Annotated in this window: 18 protein-coding genes; 13 read left to right on the top strand and 5 right to left on the bottom strand. The window is 66.6% G+C overall.

The window, feature by feature from the left end:
• Positions 1 to 11: 11 nt before the first annotated feature.
• The 9 genes from MJ956_RS13565 (at position 12) to MJ956_RS13525 (ending at position 5397) form a co-directional block, all read left to right on the top strand.
• Positions 12 to 335: a YbaB/EbfC family nucleoid-associated protein gene (locus MJ956_RS13565; RefSeq protein ID WP_253964988.1), complete on the top strand. Its 324-nt coding sequence runs from the start codon at positions 12 to 14 to the stop codon at positions 333 to 335.
• An 18-nt stretch (positions 336 to 353) separates the two neighbouring features.
• Positions 354 to 959: a recombination mediator RecR gene (gene recR / locus MJ956_RS13560; RefSeq protein WP_253964987.1), complete on the top strand. Its 606-nt coding sequence runs from the start codon at positions 354 to 356 to the stop codon at positions 957 to 959.
• 95 nt (positions 960 to 1054) lie between these two features.
• On the top strand, positions 1055 to 1303 hold the full coding sequence (locus tag MJ956_RS13555) for a ribbon-helix-helix domain-containing protein (protein ID WP_253964986.1): 249 nt from the start codon (positions 1055 to 1057) through the stop codon (positions 1301 to 1303).
• A 79-nt stretch (positions 1304 to 1382) separates the two neighbouring features.
• Entirely contained in the window at positions 1383 to 1544 is a 162-nt protein-coding gene (locus MJ956_RS13550; RefSeq protein ID WP_253964985.1) for a hypothetical protein, read from the top strand.
• Positions 1532 to 1705 carry a hypothetical protein gene (locus MJ956_RS13545; RefSeq protein WP_253964984.1) on the top strand — a complete coding sequence of 58 codons (174 nt, stop codon included), beginning with the start codon at positions 1532 to 1534 and terminating at the stop codon, positions 1703 to 1705. Before MJ956_RS13550 ends, MJ956_RS13545 begins: the two co-directional genes overlap by 13 nt.
• A gap of 52 nt (positions 1706 to 1757) precedes the next feature.
• A complete protein-coding gene (locus MJ956_RS13540; protein ID WP_253964983.1) occupies positions 1758 to 2042 on the top strand; it encodes a type II toxin-antitoxin system RelE/ParE family toxin in 285 nt (94 codons plus the stop codon).
• Positions 2042 to 2347: a HigA family addiction module antitoxin gene (locus tag MJ956_RS13535; protein ID WP_253964982.1), complete on the top strand. Its 306-nt coding sequence runs from the start codon at positions 2042 to 2044 to the stop codon at positions 2345 to 2347. The genes MJ956_RS13540 and MJ956_RS13535 overlap by 1 nt, the downstream gene beginning before the upstream one ends.
• A gap of 96 nt (positions 2348 to 2443) precedes the next feature.
• Positions 2444 to 3658 (top strand): lytic murein transglycosylase, encoded by a 1215-nt coding sequence (locus tag MJ956_RS13530; RefSeq protein ID WP_253964981.1) that lies wholly within the window; start codon positions 2444 to 2446, stop codon positions 3656 to 3658.
• A 404-nt stretch (positions 3659 to 4062) separates the two neighbouring features.
• A complete protein-coding gene (locus MJ956_RS13525; RefSeq protein WP_253964980.1) occupies positions 4063 to 5397 on the top strand; it encodes a ChaN family lipoprotein in 1335 nt (444 codons plus the stop codon).
• 116 nt (positions 5398 to 5513) lie between these two features.
• Here MJ956_RS13525 and MJ956_RS13520 read toward each other — a convergent pair whose 3' ends face one another.
• Positions 5514 to 6362: an LOG family protein gene (locus MJ956_RS13520; RefSeq protein ID WP_253964979.1), complete on the bottom strand. Its 849-nt coding sequence runs from the start codon at positions 6360 to 6362 to the stop codon at positions 5514 to 5516.
• 152 nt (positions 6363 to 6514) lie between these two features.
• Between MJ956_RS13520 and dapD the strand changes: the two genes are divergently transcribed.
• Together dapD and MJ956_RS13510 are read left to right on the top strand one after the other, a co-directional pair.
• Positions 6515 to 7369 (top strand): 2,3,4,5-tetrahydropyridine-2,6-dicarboxylate N-succinyltransferase, encoded by an 855-nt coding sequence (dapD, locus tag MJ956_RS13515; protein ID WP_253964978.1) that lies wholly within the window; start codon positions 6515 to 6517, stop codon positions 7367 to 7369.
• Positions 7370 to 7414: 45 nt separating this feature from the next.
• Positions 7415 to 8185, top strand: coding sequence for a phosphodiester glycosidase family protein (locus tag MJ956_RS13510; protein ID WP_253964977.1), 771 nt, complete (start codon positions 7415 to 7417; stop codon positions 8183 to 8185).
• Positions 8186 to 8192: 7 nt separating this feature from the next.
• On the opposite strand, the gene MJ956_RS13505 is transcribed toward MJ956_RS13510, so the two are convergent.
• Positions 8193 to 9158 carry a lytic transglycosylase domain-containing protein gene (locus MJ956_RS13505; RefSeq protein ID WP_253964976.1) on the bottom strand — a complete coding sequence of 322 codons (966 nt, stop codon included), beginning with the start codon at positions 9156 to 9158 and terminating at the stop codon, positions 8193 to 8195.
• Between the two features lie 158 nt (positions 9159 to 9316).
• Here MJ956_RS13505 and dapE point away from each other — a divergent pair, with 158 nt between their 5' ends.
• Positions 9317 to 10510, top strand: coding sequence for a succinyl-diaminopimelate desuccinylase (gene dapE / locus MJ956_RS13500; protein ID WP_253964975.1), 1194 nt, complete (start codon positions 9317 to 9319; stop codon positions 10508 to 10510).
• Between the two features lie 4 nt (positions 10511 to 10514).
• Entirely contained in the window at positions 10515 to 11105 is a 591-nt protein-coding gene (locus MJ956_RS13495) for a hypothetical protein (protein WP_253964974.1), read from the top strand.
• A gap of 10 nt (positions 11106 to 11115) precedes the next feature.
• Here MJ956_RS13495 and truA read toward each other — a convergent pair whose 3' ends face one another.
• The 3 genes from truA to MJ956_RS13480 all read right to left on the bottom strand — a co-directional run.
• Complete coding sequence (gene truA, locus MJ956_RS13490) at positions 11116 to 11895, bottom strand: tRNA pseudouridine(38-40) synthase TruA (RefSeq protein ID WP_253964973.1); 780 nt, start codon at positions 11893 to 11895, stop codon at positions 11116 to 11118.
• Positions 11895 to 12854 carry a methionyl-tRNA formyltransferase gene (fmt, locus tag MJ956_RS13485; protein ID WP_253964972.1) on the bottom strand — a complete coding sequence of 320 codons (960 nt, stop codon included), beginning with the start codon at positions 12852 to 12854 and terminating at the stop codon, positions 11895 to 11897. Before fmt ends, truA begins: the two co-directional genes overlap by 1 nt.
• Before the next feature lie 7 nt (positions 12855 to 12861).
• The coding region (locus MJ956_RS13480) for a peptide deformylase (protein ID WP_253964971.1) at positions 12862 to 13064 on the bottom strand (203 nt) is incomplete at its 5' end.

Raw genomic sequence — 13064 nt, 5'->3', positions numbered from 1 at the left:
AACAGCGACACATGAAAGATCTAATGGGCATGATGAAGCAGGCCAAGGCCATGCAGGAGAAGATGGCCGGCCTTCAGGAGGACATCGCGCGGATTGCCGTCACCGGCCAGTCCGGCGGCGGTGTCGTCTCCGTCACGCTGAGCGGCAAGGGCGAGATGCAGGCGCTGGCGATCGACCCCTCGCTGCTTAAGGACGACGAGAAGGACATCGTCGAGGATCTGGTGATCGCGGCCCACAACGACGCCAAGGCCAAGCTTGACGTGGCGATCCAGGAAAAGACCCAGGAGCTGACCGCCGGCCTCGAACTTCCCGCCGGCATGAAGCTGCCCTTTTAGCCTGGACGCGCTTTTCTCATGGCTAAATCCATCGCGGGCCCGGAGATCGAGCGGCTGATCCAGCTGCTTGCCAAGCTGCCGGGCCTCGGTCCCCGCTCGGCCCGCCGCGCGGCGCTGCACCTCGTCAAGCGCCGTGAACAGTTGCTGGCGCCGCTGACGACGGCCATGGCCGAGGCGCTGGAGAAGGTCACGATCTGCTCGGCCTGCGGCAATATCGACACCTCCGATCCCTGCACGATCTGCCTTGATACGGCGCGCGACCAGGCGACGGTGATCGTCGTCGAGGACGTCTCCGATCTCTGGGCGCTGGAGCGGGCGAAGGCGCTGAACGCGGCCTACCACGTGCTGGGCGGCGTGTTGTCGCCGCTCGACGGCATCGGTCCGGACGATCTCACGATCCGGCAATTGGTCGAGCGGGTGCATCGCGGCGGCGTCAACGAACTGGTGCTGGCGGTGAACGCCACCGTCGAGGGGCAGACCACGGCGCATTACCTGATGGACCAGCTGGAGGGCCTCGACGTGAAGGTGACGCGGCTCGCCCACGGCGTGCCGGTCGGCGGCGAGCTCGACTATCTCGACGAGGGCACGCTGGCGGCGGCGATGCGGTCGCGGGCGGTGCTGTAGGGTAAGCGAACCGCGACAAGACGATTTGTGACGATCTCTTGTTGTTGGTAGAATTATGGGAACAGGAGGTGCCGATGGCGTCCGTGACCCTTTCCATGCCCGATGCGATGAAAGACTGGATCGAAAGCCGGATCAAAGACGGCGAATACGCCAGCACGAGCGAACATGTGCGCGACCTCGTGCGGCGGGATTGGGAGCGCCGCGGCCATCCCGAACTGACGCTTGACGATCTGCGCCGCATCGTGACGGAGGCGCGCGCCGGCGGCATCAGCGACCGCTCGATCAGCGACATCAAAGCGGAGGCCCTGAAGGTCGCGAGGGCGCGCGATCTGGTGACTGAGTAGCTTCCTCGCTATCGTGCATGGCAGTAGCGTGCGCAGGCTTTCGCTGCCTTGATAGAACGAGAGCTGGGGGAACGAGACCATGCCCACACAGCAATTCGGCGAGACATTGCGGGACATCGCCGCCGAGAACCCGGCTTTTGCGGCGAACATGCTGGAAGAGGCCGTCACCGCGCTGTTCGCCGGCGACGTCGACGAGGGCCGGATCAACGGGGCGATGGTTTCGAGGAATTGGCCGGCCTGACCGGCAAAAATCCGAAGAGCCTGATGCGGATGCTTGGGCCGAACGGCAATCCGACCGCCAACAATCTGTTCAAAATCATCACCCAACTTGGCCGCGCCGAGGGGGTAACGATCCAGGCGCGTGTCACGAAGACGCGCTTGCTACCAGCCGTGGCGGTGTGACCGCTCCAAACGAGGCTTGCAATGTGTACGGCTTAACCGTACGAATTGGGCGATGAAACTTCGCAGTATCCGCCACAAGGGATTGGGCCGGTTCATCCAGCAGAACGATCCGAAGGGTATCCGGGCCGATCTGGTGAACCGCGTGCGCAATATTCTGACGGCCCTGATCGCGGCCGAAGATGTCAACGCGGTGCAGGGCCCGCCGGGCTGGCGCGTCCATCAACTTGTCGGCGATCGCTTTCCGGCATGGAGCATTTCGGTGTCGGGAAACTGGCGGATCACCTTCGTCATCGAGAGCGGCGAAATCTGGAACCTTGATTTGGAGGATTACCACTGATGACAGACGATCCTATCAAGATTGCCATGGAGCCGTCCCACCCGGGGACATTCATCCGCGAGGAGGTGCTGGAACCGCTTGGTCTCAACGTCGCCAGGGCGGCGAAGGTGTTGGACGTGCGGCGGGCAACCGTGTCCGATCTCGTCAATGGCAAGGCGGCTCTGTCGCCGGAAATGGCCCTGCGGATCGAGAAGGCATTCGGCGTGTCGATGGATACGCTGCTGCGGATGCAGGCATGGCACGACGCCCACACCATGCGTTCGCGTGAGGGGACAATCACCGTGCAGCGGTACAACCCGGCTTGATCAGACCTGCGGCGCAGCCGGTTTCATCAGGAACCGCGCGCGTCGACGACGCCCACAATTCATTCGCGTTTTTAGGCTTTCGATATGCTCCACGCCATGTTCCTTCTTGTCTTTGCCCTTTTGTTCAGCGCGCCCGCTTCGGCCCGCGCCGATGCGGTGACCGACGGCTTCCGCGCCTTCCTCGAAGCCGATATCTGGCCGGCGGCCAAGGCGCGGGGCGTGCCGCGCCCCGTGTTTGACGCGGCGTTCAAGGGCGTGACGCCGAATCTGAAACTGCCGGATCTCCAGCTTCCCGGTTCGAAGGAAACGGTCGCGGAGACGAACTTCCAGGCCGAGTTCAAGAGCGGTGCCGACTATCTGTCGGAGCGCGCCGTCGCCGCCAACGCCGCGTCCGGGCGCAAGCTCCTCGCCCGGCACAAGCCGGTCCTCGACAGGATCGAGGCGCGATACGGCGTGCCGGCGCCGATCATCGTCGCGATCTGGGGCCGCGAATCGGCCTTCGGCAACGCGAAAATCCCGGAAAACGCGTTCCAGGTGCTCGGCACCAAGGCCTATCTGTCGCGGCGCAAGGCGTTGTTCAGGAACGAACTCCTCGCGGCGCTCGAAATCGTCGCGGACGGGCATCTCAGCGCGTCGCAGATGAAATCGTCCTGGGCCGGGGCGCTCGGCCAGCCGCAATTCATGCCGTCGAAATTCCTGACCCTGGCGGTGGATTTCGATGGCGACGGCAAGAAGGACATCTGGAATTCGGTGCCCGATACGCTGGCCTCGATCGCGAATTATTTGCGTCAGAGCGGCTGGCAACCGGGTCGGGACTGGGGCTTCGAGGCGGTGGTGCCGGCGAGCGTCTCCTGTGCCAATGAGGGGCCGGATCGCGGTCGCCCGATCGCCGAATTCGTCTCCGCCGGGGTGACACGCGTTTCCGGCCGGCCATTCCCGCCGCATGAGATAAACCAGCGGGGGCATTTGATGATGCCGGCCGGGCGCTTCGGCCCCGCCTTCATCGCCACGCCGAACTTCTACGTCCTCAAGGCCTACAACAACTCCGACCTCTACGCCCTGTTCGTCGGCCATGTCGCCGACAGGATGCAAGGTGCGGGATCGCTGCAAGGGCGGTGGGCGAAGACCGACCGCATGACACGCGGCGACATTGCGCGGATGCAGAGAAAGCTGGAAGCGAAAGGCTATGACGTCGGCGGCGCCGACGGGCTCGCCGGCTTCAAGACCCGCCGCGCGATCGGCGATTTCGAGGCCCGCGCGGGCTTGCCGGCGACCTGTTGGCCAAACCGGACGATGGCCGCGAAATTGTGACGATGCGTCCGTCATCCACAGCTAATTTAAGCCTTCGTTGATGATGCGGATCGAAAGCGTCGGGGTGTTGCGGGGTATCCCTATCGCGTCGGCGGAGCGCTCTGTATGCCAATCCTGCGGAACCCGAGGAGGGCACGCGAAGTCCATTCGCAGTGCCACGCGGCGGGAGTTGCCTGGGGAGGCGACGCGGACGGTCCGAACACGAGAATCGGGCCGTCCGACCCTCTCCGGCGGGTACGTTGACGCAAAATCTCAAGAATTCGTCGATGAAATCGCGTTTTCCGGGGTTTTCCCCCCGAAACGGTCGCTGCTGCAATAGTTTCGCCACATCCTGTGCCGATCTTTCGCCGATCGATGGCGACGCGATTCGCGCGCGTCTCCCATCAGCGTCGGGGGGAAGCCGTTTGAACCGTTCCGTCTGGATTCCATCCAGCATCGTGCTGCTGACAGGGCTCGGCACTGTTTTCGTCGGGACCGCCGACCGCCTGCCGCAGACGGTCCCCAGTGAAGCCGCCGAGACGGCAGAATTCGTGCCGCCGGCGCGCGAAGCGCGGGTCGCGGTTTCCTATCGCCGCGATGGCGACGACCCGTTTTCCGAGGTCGCCGTGGCGACCGTCGAGCCCTTCGATGGTGCTGGTGACCATGCGGCGGAGATAATCCCCGCGAACAGCCTCCTGCCCGCTCAGACGGTGCCCAAAGCGGCGCGCTCGCTGCAGCGTCTGGCCGCCGCCGGCGACGCCAAGGCCGAAGCCCTGATAATCGCCGAGTCGTCCGGGGACGCTTCGACGGGGCGCCAGCCCGCAATGCTCGACAAACCAGCCGAAGCCACGGCGTCCGCCTGGCAGTCCGAATATTTCGCCGACAACCCGCTGGTCGGCGCGGTCTTCGGTGCCGATGGCACGCCGTCGAGCCAGGACGCGCTGTTGGGCGCGGCGCACGGGGCCCGCTACGTGCTGCTCGGCGAAATCCACGACAATCCCGACCATCATCTGATCCAGGCGGACATCGTGGGCGGGCTGGCGAAATTGGGCGCCAAGCCCTCGGTGGTCTTCGAAATGATCCCGCAAGGCTTTGCCGGGAAGCTGGCGGCGTTCGAGGAAGACCCGGACAAGAATCTGGAAACGCTCGCCGAACGTCTCGAATGGGCGGAGCGAGGCTGGCCGGACTTTTCGCTGTATCGGCCGATCTTCGAATCCGCCGTCGCGAACGATCTGCCGATCCGGGCGGGCAATCTCGATCGCAAGACCGTTCGCGCGATCGCCGAGGACGGCGTCGCGGCGCTCCCGGAGGGCGATGCGCGGCGACGGTGGCGACTGGACGATCCAATGCCGGCGGCGCAATCGGCGGAACTGGCCGAAACGATACGCGAGGCCCATTGCGGGCTGATGCCGGACGGCGCGATCGCGCCGATGACGCTGGTGCAGCGGGCCCGCGACGCGGCGTTGGCGGAAGCGATGATCGGCGCGGCCGGCGAGACCGGCAGCGCGGTGCTGATCGCCGGTTCCGGTCATGTCCGCAATGACTGGGCCGTACCGGCGATCCTGGCCGAGCGCGAGCCGCAATCGCGCGCGGTGTCGGTGCAGATGGTCGAGGGCGCCGAGGGCGAAGGCCGGCCGGCGGACTATGGGCTGACGTCGGCGACGCCGGCCCCGTTCGATTTTACCATCTTCACGCCACGCCAGAATGTCAGCGACCGCTGTGCCGAACTGCGCGCACGGATGGGCGCGAGCGCCGACTGACCGACGACGCGCCAGCGGATTGAAGTCGACAATCGATACCCATTCGCGGCTGACCCGGGATCAAACGTCAAGCTCGAAAAATCCACGAGCGTCATAAGGTGCTGGTGGTCGGCCCACTAGAACTCGTAAAAAGTCCGGATCGCCTCCCAGCCGGCCTCGGCCGTGTCGGCGAAAGTGATGAGGTCGAGATCCTCCGGCGCGATCGTGCCCTCCTCGGCCAACACCTCGAAATTGAGTACCCGCCGCCAGAACTCCTCGCCAAACAGGATCACCGGGATGCGCTGCATCCGCTGGGTCTGGATCAGCGTCAGGGCCTCGAACAGCTCGTCCATGGTGCCGAAGCCGCCCGGGAAGATCGCCATCGCCTTCGCCCGCAGCAGGAAGTGCATCTTGCGGATCGCGAAATAGTGGAAATTGAACGACAGGTCTGGCGTCGCGAAATGGTTCGGCGCCTGCTCGTGCGGCAGGGTGATGTTCAGCGCGATCGATACCGCGTCGACATCCGCGGCGCCGCGATTGCCGGCCTCCATGATGCCCGGGCCGCCGCCGGTGACGATGACGAATTCCTTGCCGCCGGAACTGTCCGCCGAATGCTGCGAAGCCAGTTGCGCGAAATTGCGCGCCTCGTCGTAGAAGCGGGCGTTGGCTTCCAGATTGCGCTTCTGCGTCTCGTTCTTGGCCGCCCAGGCATCGGTGCCGGGCTCGGGGATACGGGCGCCGCCGAACAGGACGACGGTGGACAGGATGCCCGCCTCGATCAGCGCCATCTCCGGCTTCATCAGTTCCAGCTGCAGCCGGACGCCGCGCATTTCCTCACGGGTCAGGAAGTCGGCGTCGTCGAAGGCGAGGCGGTAGGTCGGCGACAGCGTCTGCGGCGTGTGTTCCTGCTCCCTGGTGGCCTCCTTGTCCCGCTGCGAACTTGGAAACGGATCCCAGCCATGCTGGTCGCGGGGTGGCTGCTGCATAATCGAGGCCTCGTCAGTTTGCTTGTGCGGTTTACGCGGGCGGTTTGCCCGAGCGGTTCGATTGACCGCTTCGACCCCTTCAACTAGGGTCCGCGCCGATTTGGACAGGGTCTTGAGGCTCTGAAGCCCCCCGATTTTCAGGAGTTTTGCCGATGTCAGCGCCCGACCGCGCCGCTCTCGAAACCACGATCGAACGAGCCTTCGATGACCGCGACAGCGTTTCGGCTTCGACCACGGGCGAGATCCGCGACGCCGTCGACGCGGCGCTCGACCTGCTCGATCGCGGCGAGGCGCGCGTCGCCACCCGCGGCGGCGACGGTCAGTGGACGGTGCATCAGTGGCTGAAGAAGGCGGTGCTGTTGTCGTTCCGGCTCAACGACATGCAGGTCATCGAGGGTGGTCCCGGCGGAGCGACCTGGTGGGACAAGGTGCCGTCGAAATTCGCCGGCTGGGATGAGGCGCGCTTCCGCGAAGCCGGGTTGCGGGCTGTCCCCGGTGCCATCGTCCGGCGCTCGGCCCATATCGGCAAGGATGTCGTCCTGATGCCGTCCTTCGTCAATCTCGGCGCCTATGTCGACGAGGGTACGATGGTCGACGGCTGGGCGACCGTCGGCTCCTGCGCCCAGATCGGCAAGAACGTCCATCTGTCGGGCGGTGTCGGCATCGGCGGCGTGCTGGAACCGATGCAGGCCGGCCCGACGATCATCGAGGACAATTGCTTCATCGGCGCGCGCTCGGAAGTGGTCGAGGGCTGCATCGTGCGCGAGGGCTCGGTGCTCGGCATGGGCGTGTTCATCGGCCAGTCGACCAAGATCGTCGACCGGGCCACCGGCGAGATCAGCTATGGCGAGGTGCCGCCCTATTCGGTGGTCGTCGCCGGGGCGCTGCCCGGCAAGCCGATGGGCAATGGCGAACCCGGCCCGAGCCTTTACTGCGCCGTCATCGTCAAGCGGGTCGACGAGCGCACCCGCTCGAAGACCTCGATCAACGAGCTGCTGCGCAACTGACGCGGCTGTCCGGGCTTGATCGGCCTCGGTCGGAGCGAGGATGATATGGCGAGACTGCAATCCTTCTGGCCGTTGTCGCTCGCCGCGCTCGGCGGCCTGTTCGGCTGGCTGCAGCCGGCCCCGGCGATACCGGCGGATCACCAGGGCCCGTGCCGGACCGAGACCGCGGCCGGCGTCGAGTACATCGTCTGCGAGGTTCCGCTCGACCGCTACGCGGTGATGCTGCGGGCCGAGGACGCGGCGGGACAACCTTACGAGACCTTCGCCAAGGCGGCCGCGAGCGTTGGCGGCCGGCGCGTGCGGCTGATCATGAATGCCGGCATGTATCACGAGGACCGCCGTGCCGTCGGTCTTGCCGTACAGGATGGGCGCGTGCTGAAGGACGCGGTGCGCGGTACCGGCAGCGGCAACTTCTCGATGCAGCCGAACGGGGTGTTCTTCATCGAGGACGGCAAGGCGCAGGTCCGCGATACCGGGCGCTATCTCGCCGGTGACCACACGCCGGAGCTCGCCACGCAGTCGGGGCCGATGCTTTTGATCGACGGCCGGCTGCATCCCCGCTTCATCGACGGCTCCGACAGCCGCTACGTGCGCAACGGCGTCTGCGCCGGCGAGGACGGCCGCACGGTCAGGCTCGTCCTGTCGCGCCAGCCGGTGAATTTCTGGGATTTCGCGACCTTCTTCCGGGATCGGCTCGGCTGCCGCGACGCGCTGTTCTTCGACGGCAAGGTGTCGAGCCTTTACTATCCCGATGCCGGCATCGACCACCGCCGCGACCGGCTGGGGCCGATGCTCGTCGTCGTCGATCGCGACTGACCGGAGCCTACTCGGCGGTTCCGGCCATGCGCTCGGCGAGCGCGGCATCGTCCGCGACGGTTGCGTCAGCGGCGGCGATGCGGCCGCCCTTGGTGGCCTCGCCGCCCTTCGGCAGCGCCGCGTCACCTGCCGCTGTGGCGCTCCCGGCCGGTGGCGCCACGATCGGCGCCGGCGCCGCGGTGGGAACCGGTTCGGCCGAAAGAGCGCGGCCTTTCGCCTTCGCGGCCGCCGACGGTTCGGCTGCCGGCGTCACCGCCGCGACCAGGGTTTCGACGAGGCTCGTGTCCTCGACCTGTGCTTCGACGGCCGCCGGCATCCGCCGCCGTTTGACGATCTCGGCCATATGCGCCTTGACGGCGGAGCAGTAGCGGGCGGCCGATTTGCTCATCCGTGTGGTGCGCAGGCCGCCCTTGTATTTCATCGACGCCTTGCAAACGTCGCGGCCGCCCTGTTCCCAGGCGCCCTTCAGATATTTCATGCCGTAGGTCAGATTGGTGTCCGGGTCGTAAAGGGCATTGGCCGAGCCGGAGAAACCCATGCTGCGGGCGGTCGCCGGCTTGATCTGGCTGAGGCCGTAGACGCCGCCGGCGCCGCGCGCCTTCGGATTGTAGCGGCTTTCGACGCGCACGACCGCATAGGCCAGAGCCGGCGGGATGCCGTTTTCGACCGCGTGTTCCTCGATCATCCGGTCGAGGGCGGCGCTGCCGGAGATGGTGCCGCGTTCGGCGGCCTGCTTCGCCTCGCGGCTCGCGATCTTCACGTCGCCGTCGGACGGGGCGATCCCGGTCGACAGGGCCGCGACCTCCGCCTCGGTTGTCACCGCAACCTTATCGGTTGTTGCGGAGTCGAGCGCGGTCACCAGCGGCGAGCCGCCGGCGACGCAACCGGAAAGGCTCGCAATGGCGACGATGGCGAACGCCGGCACCATAACGGCGCGCCTTGTCGCTGGGCTGATGAACTCCGACACTCGCATGCACTTTTCCCTCAACAAACGGGCCGCGCCCATTCCGTTCGTCCGCATCGCGGCGGAAAGGTGGCAAGCCGGGCCGGAGCGCGATTTCCAGCCTCGTCACGGTCGGCTTGTCAAGCGGCTGTGGCGCGACTGCATCAATTGATTTATCTGACGCGGCCATGACAAAGATGACCGATCCCGTCGACATTCTCTCCCGCCTGATCCGTTGCCCGTCGGTGACCCCTGACGAGGGCGGCGCGCTGGCCACGCTCGAAGCCATGCTGGCGCCGCTCGGATTCGCGGTCGAGCGCCCGGTGTTTTCCGATCAGGGTACGCCCGATGTCGAGAATCTCTTCGCCCGCGCCGGGACATCCGGCCCGCATCTGGTCTTTGCCGGGCACACCGACGTGGTGCCGCCGGGCGAGGCCAGCGACTGGCGGGAGGGTCCGTTCTCGGCGGCGATCGTCGACGGCGAGCTCTACGGGCGCGGCGCGGTCGACATGAAGGGCGGCATCGCCGCCTTCGCCGCCGCTTATGGGCGCCATGTCGCCCGTCACGGCGCCCCGGCGGGCCGCGTCTCGCTGCTGATCACCGGCGACGAGGAGGGGCCGGCGGTGAACGGCACGGCCAAGCTCCTGGAGTGGGCCAGGGGCCGAGGCGAAAATTTCGACGCCTGTCTCGTCGGCGAACCGACCAACCGGGATGTACTCGGCGACATGATCAAGGTCGGCCGGCGCGGCTCGCTCTCGGCGGAAGTGCGGGTCTGCGGCCGACAGGGCCATGTCGCCTATCCGCATCTGGCGGACAACCCGGTGCGCGCGGTCGTTGCGATCGCCGAGGCGCTGATGGCCGAACCGCTCGATGCCGGATCCGAACGCTTTCCAGCCTCCACCCTCGAAATCACATCGATCGATACCGGCAATCCCTCGGTCAACGTGGTTCCGGCGCGCGCGCGCCTGTGCTTCAACGTCCGCTTCAGCGATCGCTGGACCCCGGAGAGCCTCAAGCGCGAGCTGACGCGCCGCATCGAAGCGGCCGCGGCCTCGCAGCGATTTCGTCCCGGCCGCGAGGCCGCGACGTTCGAGATCCTGTGGCGCGAGCGTCCGGCCGAAGCGTTTCTGACGCGCGACGACGCCCTGACCCGGTCGCTGATCGACGCCGTCGAGGAGGTGACCGGGCGCCAGCCGGAGCTCTCGACGTCGGGCGGCACTTCGGACGCGCGTTTCATCAAGGATTACTGCCCGGTTGTGGAATTCGGTCTTGTCGGCAAGACTATGCACATGGCCAACGAACGGGTGGCCCTGTCCGACCTCGAGGAACGGACGAGGATCTATGAAGCCTTCATCGCCCGCTGGTTCACCGCCCACGCCTGACCTGATGCCGAGCATCGACGATATCGTCCGGTTTTTCTCGGGCGCCGCCTTGCTGATGGCCGGCCGGAGCGAGGGGCTGAAGCGTCTCGATCTGTCCGCCGACGGCTTCTGGCAGTCCTTTTCGGCCATCGTGGTGGCGCTGCCGCCGATCGCCCTGTCCTGGATCGAGTTCGAGTCGGTCCAGGGCGAAGGCCGGGTCACCGACATGGGTCCAGTCGCCGTCTATGGCGCGCACGCTCTGGCCGATATTCTCGCCTGGGTGCTGCCGATCCTCGTCCTGATGCTGGTCGCCAAGCCGATCGGCTACTCCCGCAAGATCGTGCCGCTGGTGGTCGCCACCAATTGGGGCGGTGCCATGCTGGCCTGGGTTTTCGCGCCCTATTGGCTGATCGTGCTTTTTGTCGGCATGGGCGGCGGAACGGCGCTGCTCGGCACGCTCGTGACCATCGCGTCGATCGCGCTCACCGTGCGGCTGATCTTCTTCGCCACCGGCAAGGATCTCGGCGGCGCCGTGGCGGTCACCGTGCTGATGATCGTCGGTGCCCTGGTCAGCTATGGCGCGGTGATGGACGTGACCGGTATTGCGCTGATCTGATCGCTCAGGATCAACCTGGATAGGGTGGCAGTGTCCGCTTCGGTGCCGTGCCATATTCGATCCGCGTCAGATACAGCCCGTCCGCCGGCGCGACCGGGCCGCAGCGGGTGCGGTCGCGCGATTTCAACGCGGCGACGAGGTCTTCCTCGCTCCAGCGGTGTTCGCCGACGAGCTTCAGCGTCCCGGCGAAGGACCGGATCTGGTTGTGAAGGAAGGACTGCGCCATGGCGTGGATGTGGATCTCGTCGCCGGGTCCCTTGACGATGTCGAGGCGCTCGAGCGTGCGGATCGGGTTCTTCGCCTGGCAGTGGGCGGAGCGGAAGGTGTTGAAATCGTGGGTGCCGACGAGGCGCTGGGCAGCATGATGCATCGCGTCGATGGCGAGCGGTTTGGAGACCCACCAGACCTGACCGGTCAGCAGCGCCGGCGGCGGCCGGCGATTGAAGATGCGGTAGAGATAATGCCGCTTGCGGGCGGAAAAGCGGGCGTCGAAATCGTCTGGGACCCGCTCGACGTCGAGAATCGCGACGGCCTCGCCGCGCAGATGGGCGTTCAGCGCGTCGCGCACGACGCCGCAGTCCCACTCGCGCGACAGGTCCAGATGGGCGACCTGGCCGGTGGCATGGACGCCGGCGTCGGTCCGCCCGGCGCCGAACAGCGTCGCCGTCTCGCCGGAAAAACCGGTCACGGCCGTCTCGACGGCCTCCTGCACCGACGGGTCGCTGGCTTGGCGCTGCCAGCCGCAATAGGGCTTGCCGTTGTACTCGATGGTGAGTTTGTATCGGGGCATCAGGCGCCGCCGATTACATGACCCATAGGCACCGGCGTACCTCTCAAAAGCTCTTCCGCCGGCATCGGCTTGCCGCCGGCGCGCTGCAGTTCCAGAAAACGGACCGCGCCCGAACCGCAGGCGACGAGCAGACGGTCGTCCAGAAGCGTGCCCGGTGCGCCCGAGCCGGTCTCGGCCCTGGCGCGCAGGATCTTCACCCGCTCCGGCCCGGCGCCGAACGACATCGTCGTCCAGGCGCCCGGAAACGGCGAGAAAGCGTTGATCCTGGCGGCGATCAGCCGGGCGTCGCCGGCAAAGTCGAGCGCGGCCTCGGCCTTGTCGATCTTGCGCGCATAGACCGGCTGGCGTCCGGTTCGCGCGGCTATCGCATCCTGATCCTCGAAGGTCAGGGTGCCGGCTTCAAGCTTTTCCAGCGCCTCGGCCATCAGATCGGCCGACATCGTCGCCAGCCGGTCGTGCAACTCGCCCGCCGTCTCGGCTTCGCCGATCGGTGTCTCGGCCGTCAGCGCCACCGGACCGGTGTCGAGGCCGGCTTCCATGCGCATCACCATCATGCCGGTAGTGGCGTCGCCCGCCTCGATCGCGCGCTGGATCGGCGCGGCGCCGCGCCAGCGCGGCAGCAGCGAGCCGTGAGCGTTGAGACAGCCATGACGCGGGGCGCCGAGGATCGCGCGCGGCAGCAAAAGGCCGTAGGCGACGACGATTGCGACGTCTGCCTTAAGCGCCGCGAAGGCCGCGATCTCCGCCTCGTCCTTGAAGTTCAGCGGCGTGCGGACATCCAGCCCCAGCCGTTCGGCTTCGGTCTGAACGGGGGAAGGGCTCAGGATCAGGCCCCGGCGTCCGGCCTTGCGCGGCGGCTGTGTGTAGACGGCGGCAATGTCATGGCCGGCGGCGTGGATCGCGCGCAAGGTCGGCACCGCGAAGGCGGGCGTCCCCATGAAGACCACGCGCAGCGTCATCGCCTTCTCACGCGATGGCCCGGCGAGCCGCCTTGGTGAACTTCTTCACCACCATGTCGCGCTTCAGCTTGGAGATGTGGTCGATGAACAGGACGCCGTCGAGATGATCGATCTCATGCAGGAGACAGGTCGCCAGAATGCCGTCCGCCGTCTCTTCGTGCATGGTGCCGTCGAGGCCGAGATAGCGGACCGTCACCTCGGCGGACCGCT

This window comes from Aurantimonas marianensis (assembly GCF_024195285.1).
Taxonomy (GTDB): domain Bacteria; phylum Pseudomonadota; class Alphaproteobacteria; order Rhizobiales; family Rhizobiaceae; genus Aurantimonas; species Aurantimonas marianensis.
Note: the sequence above shows the minus strand (reverse complement) of the source record. Positions and strands in the feature narration are given on the sequence as shown.

Bases quoted from the DNA above. Each gene is read 5' to 3' on its own strand.
- MJ956_RS13565 (WP_253964988.1), top strand. From the start codon at position 12: ATGAAAGATCTAATGGGCATGATGAAGCAGGCCAAGGCCATGCAGGAG.
- recR (WP_253964987.1), top strand. From the start codon at position 354: ATGGCTAAATCCATCGCGGGCCCGGAGATCGAGCGGCTGATCCAGCTG.
- MJ956_RS13555 (WP_253964986.1), top strand. From the start codon at position 1,055: ATGCCCGATGCGATGAAAGACTGGATCGAAAGCCGGATCAAAGACGGC.
- MJ956_RS13550 (WP_253964985.1), top strand. From the start codon at position 1,383: ATGCCCACACAGCAATTCGGCGAGACATTGCGGGACATCGCCGCCGAG.
- MJ956_RS13540 (WP_253964983.1), top strand. From the start codon at position 1,758: ATGAAACTTCGCAGTATCCGCCACAAGGGATTGGGCCGGTTCATCCAG.
- MJ956_RS13535 (WP_253964982.1), top strand. From the start codon at position 2,042: ATGACAGACGATCCTATCAAGATTGCCATGGAGCCGTCCCACCCGGGG.
- MJ956_RS13530 (WP_253964981.1), top strand. From the start codon at position 2,444: ATGTTCCTTCTTGTCTTTGCCCTTTTGTTCAGCGCGCCCGCTTCGGCC.
- MJ956_RS13520 (WP_253964979.1), bottom strand. From the start codon at position 6,362: ATGCAGCAGCCACCCCGCGACCAGCATGGCTGGGATCCGTTTCCAAGT.
- dapD (WP_253964978.1), top strand. From the start codon at position 6,515: ATGTCAGCGCCCGACCGCGCCGCTCTCGAAACCACGATCGAACGAGCC.
- MJ956_RS13510 (WP_253964977.1), top strand. From the start codon at position 7,415: ATGGCGAGACTGCAATCCTTCTGGCCGTTGTCGCTCGCCGCGCTCGGC.
- MJ956_RS13505 (WP_253964976.1), bottom strand. From the start codon at position 9,158: ATGCGAGTGTCGGAGTTCATCAGCCCAGCGACAAGGCGCGCCGTTATG.
- dapE (WP_253964975.1), top strand. From the start codon at position 9,317: ATGACAAAGATGACCGATCCCGTCGACATTCTCTCCCGCCTGATCCGT.
- MJ956_RS13495 (WP_253964974.1), top strand. From the start codon at position 10,515: ATGCCGAGCATCGACGATATCGTCCGGTTTTTCTCGGGCGCCGCCTTG.
- truA (WP_253964973.1), bottom strand. From the start codon at position 11,895: ATGCCCCGATACAAACTCACCATCGAGTACAACGGCAAGCCCTATTGC.
- fmt (WP_253964972.1), bottom strand. From the start codon at position 12,854: ATGACGCTGCGCGTGGTCTTCATGGGGACGCCCGCCTTCGCGGTGCCG.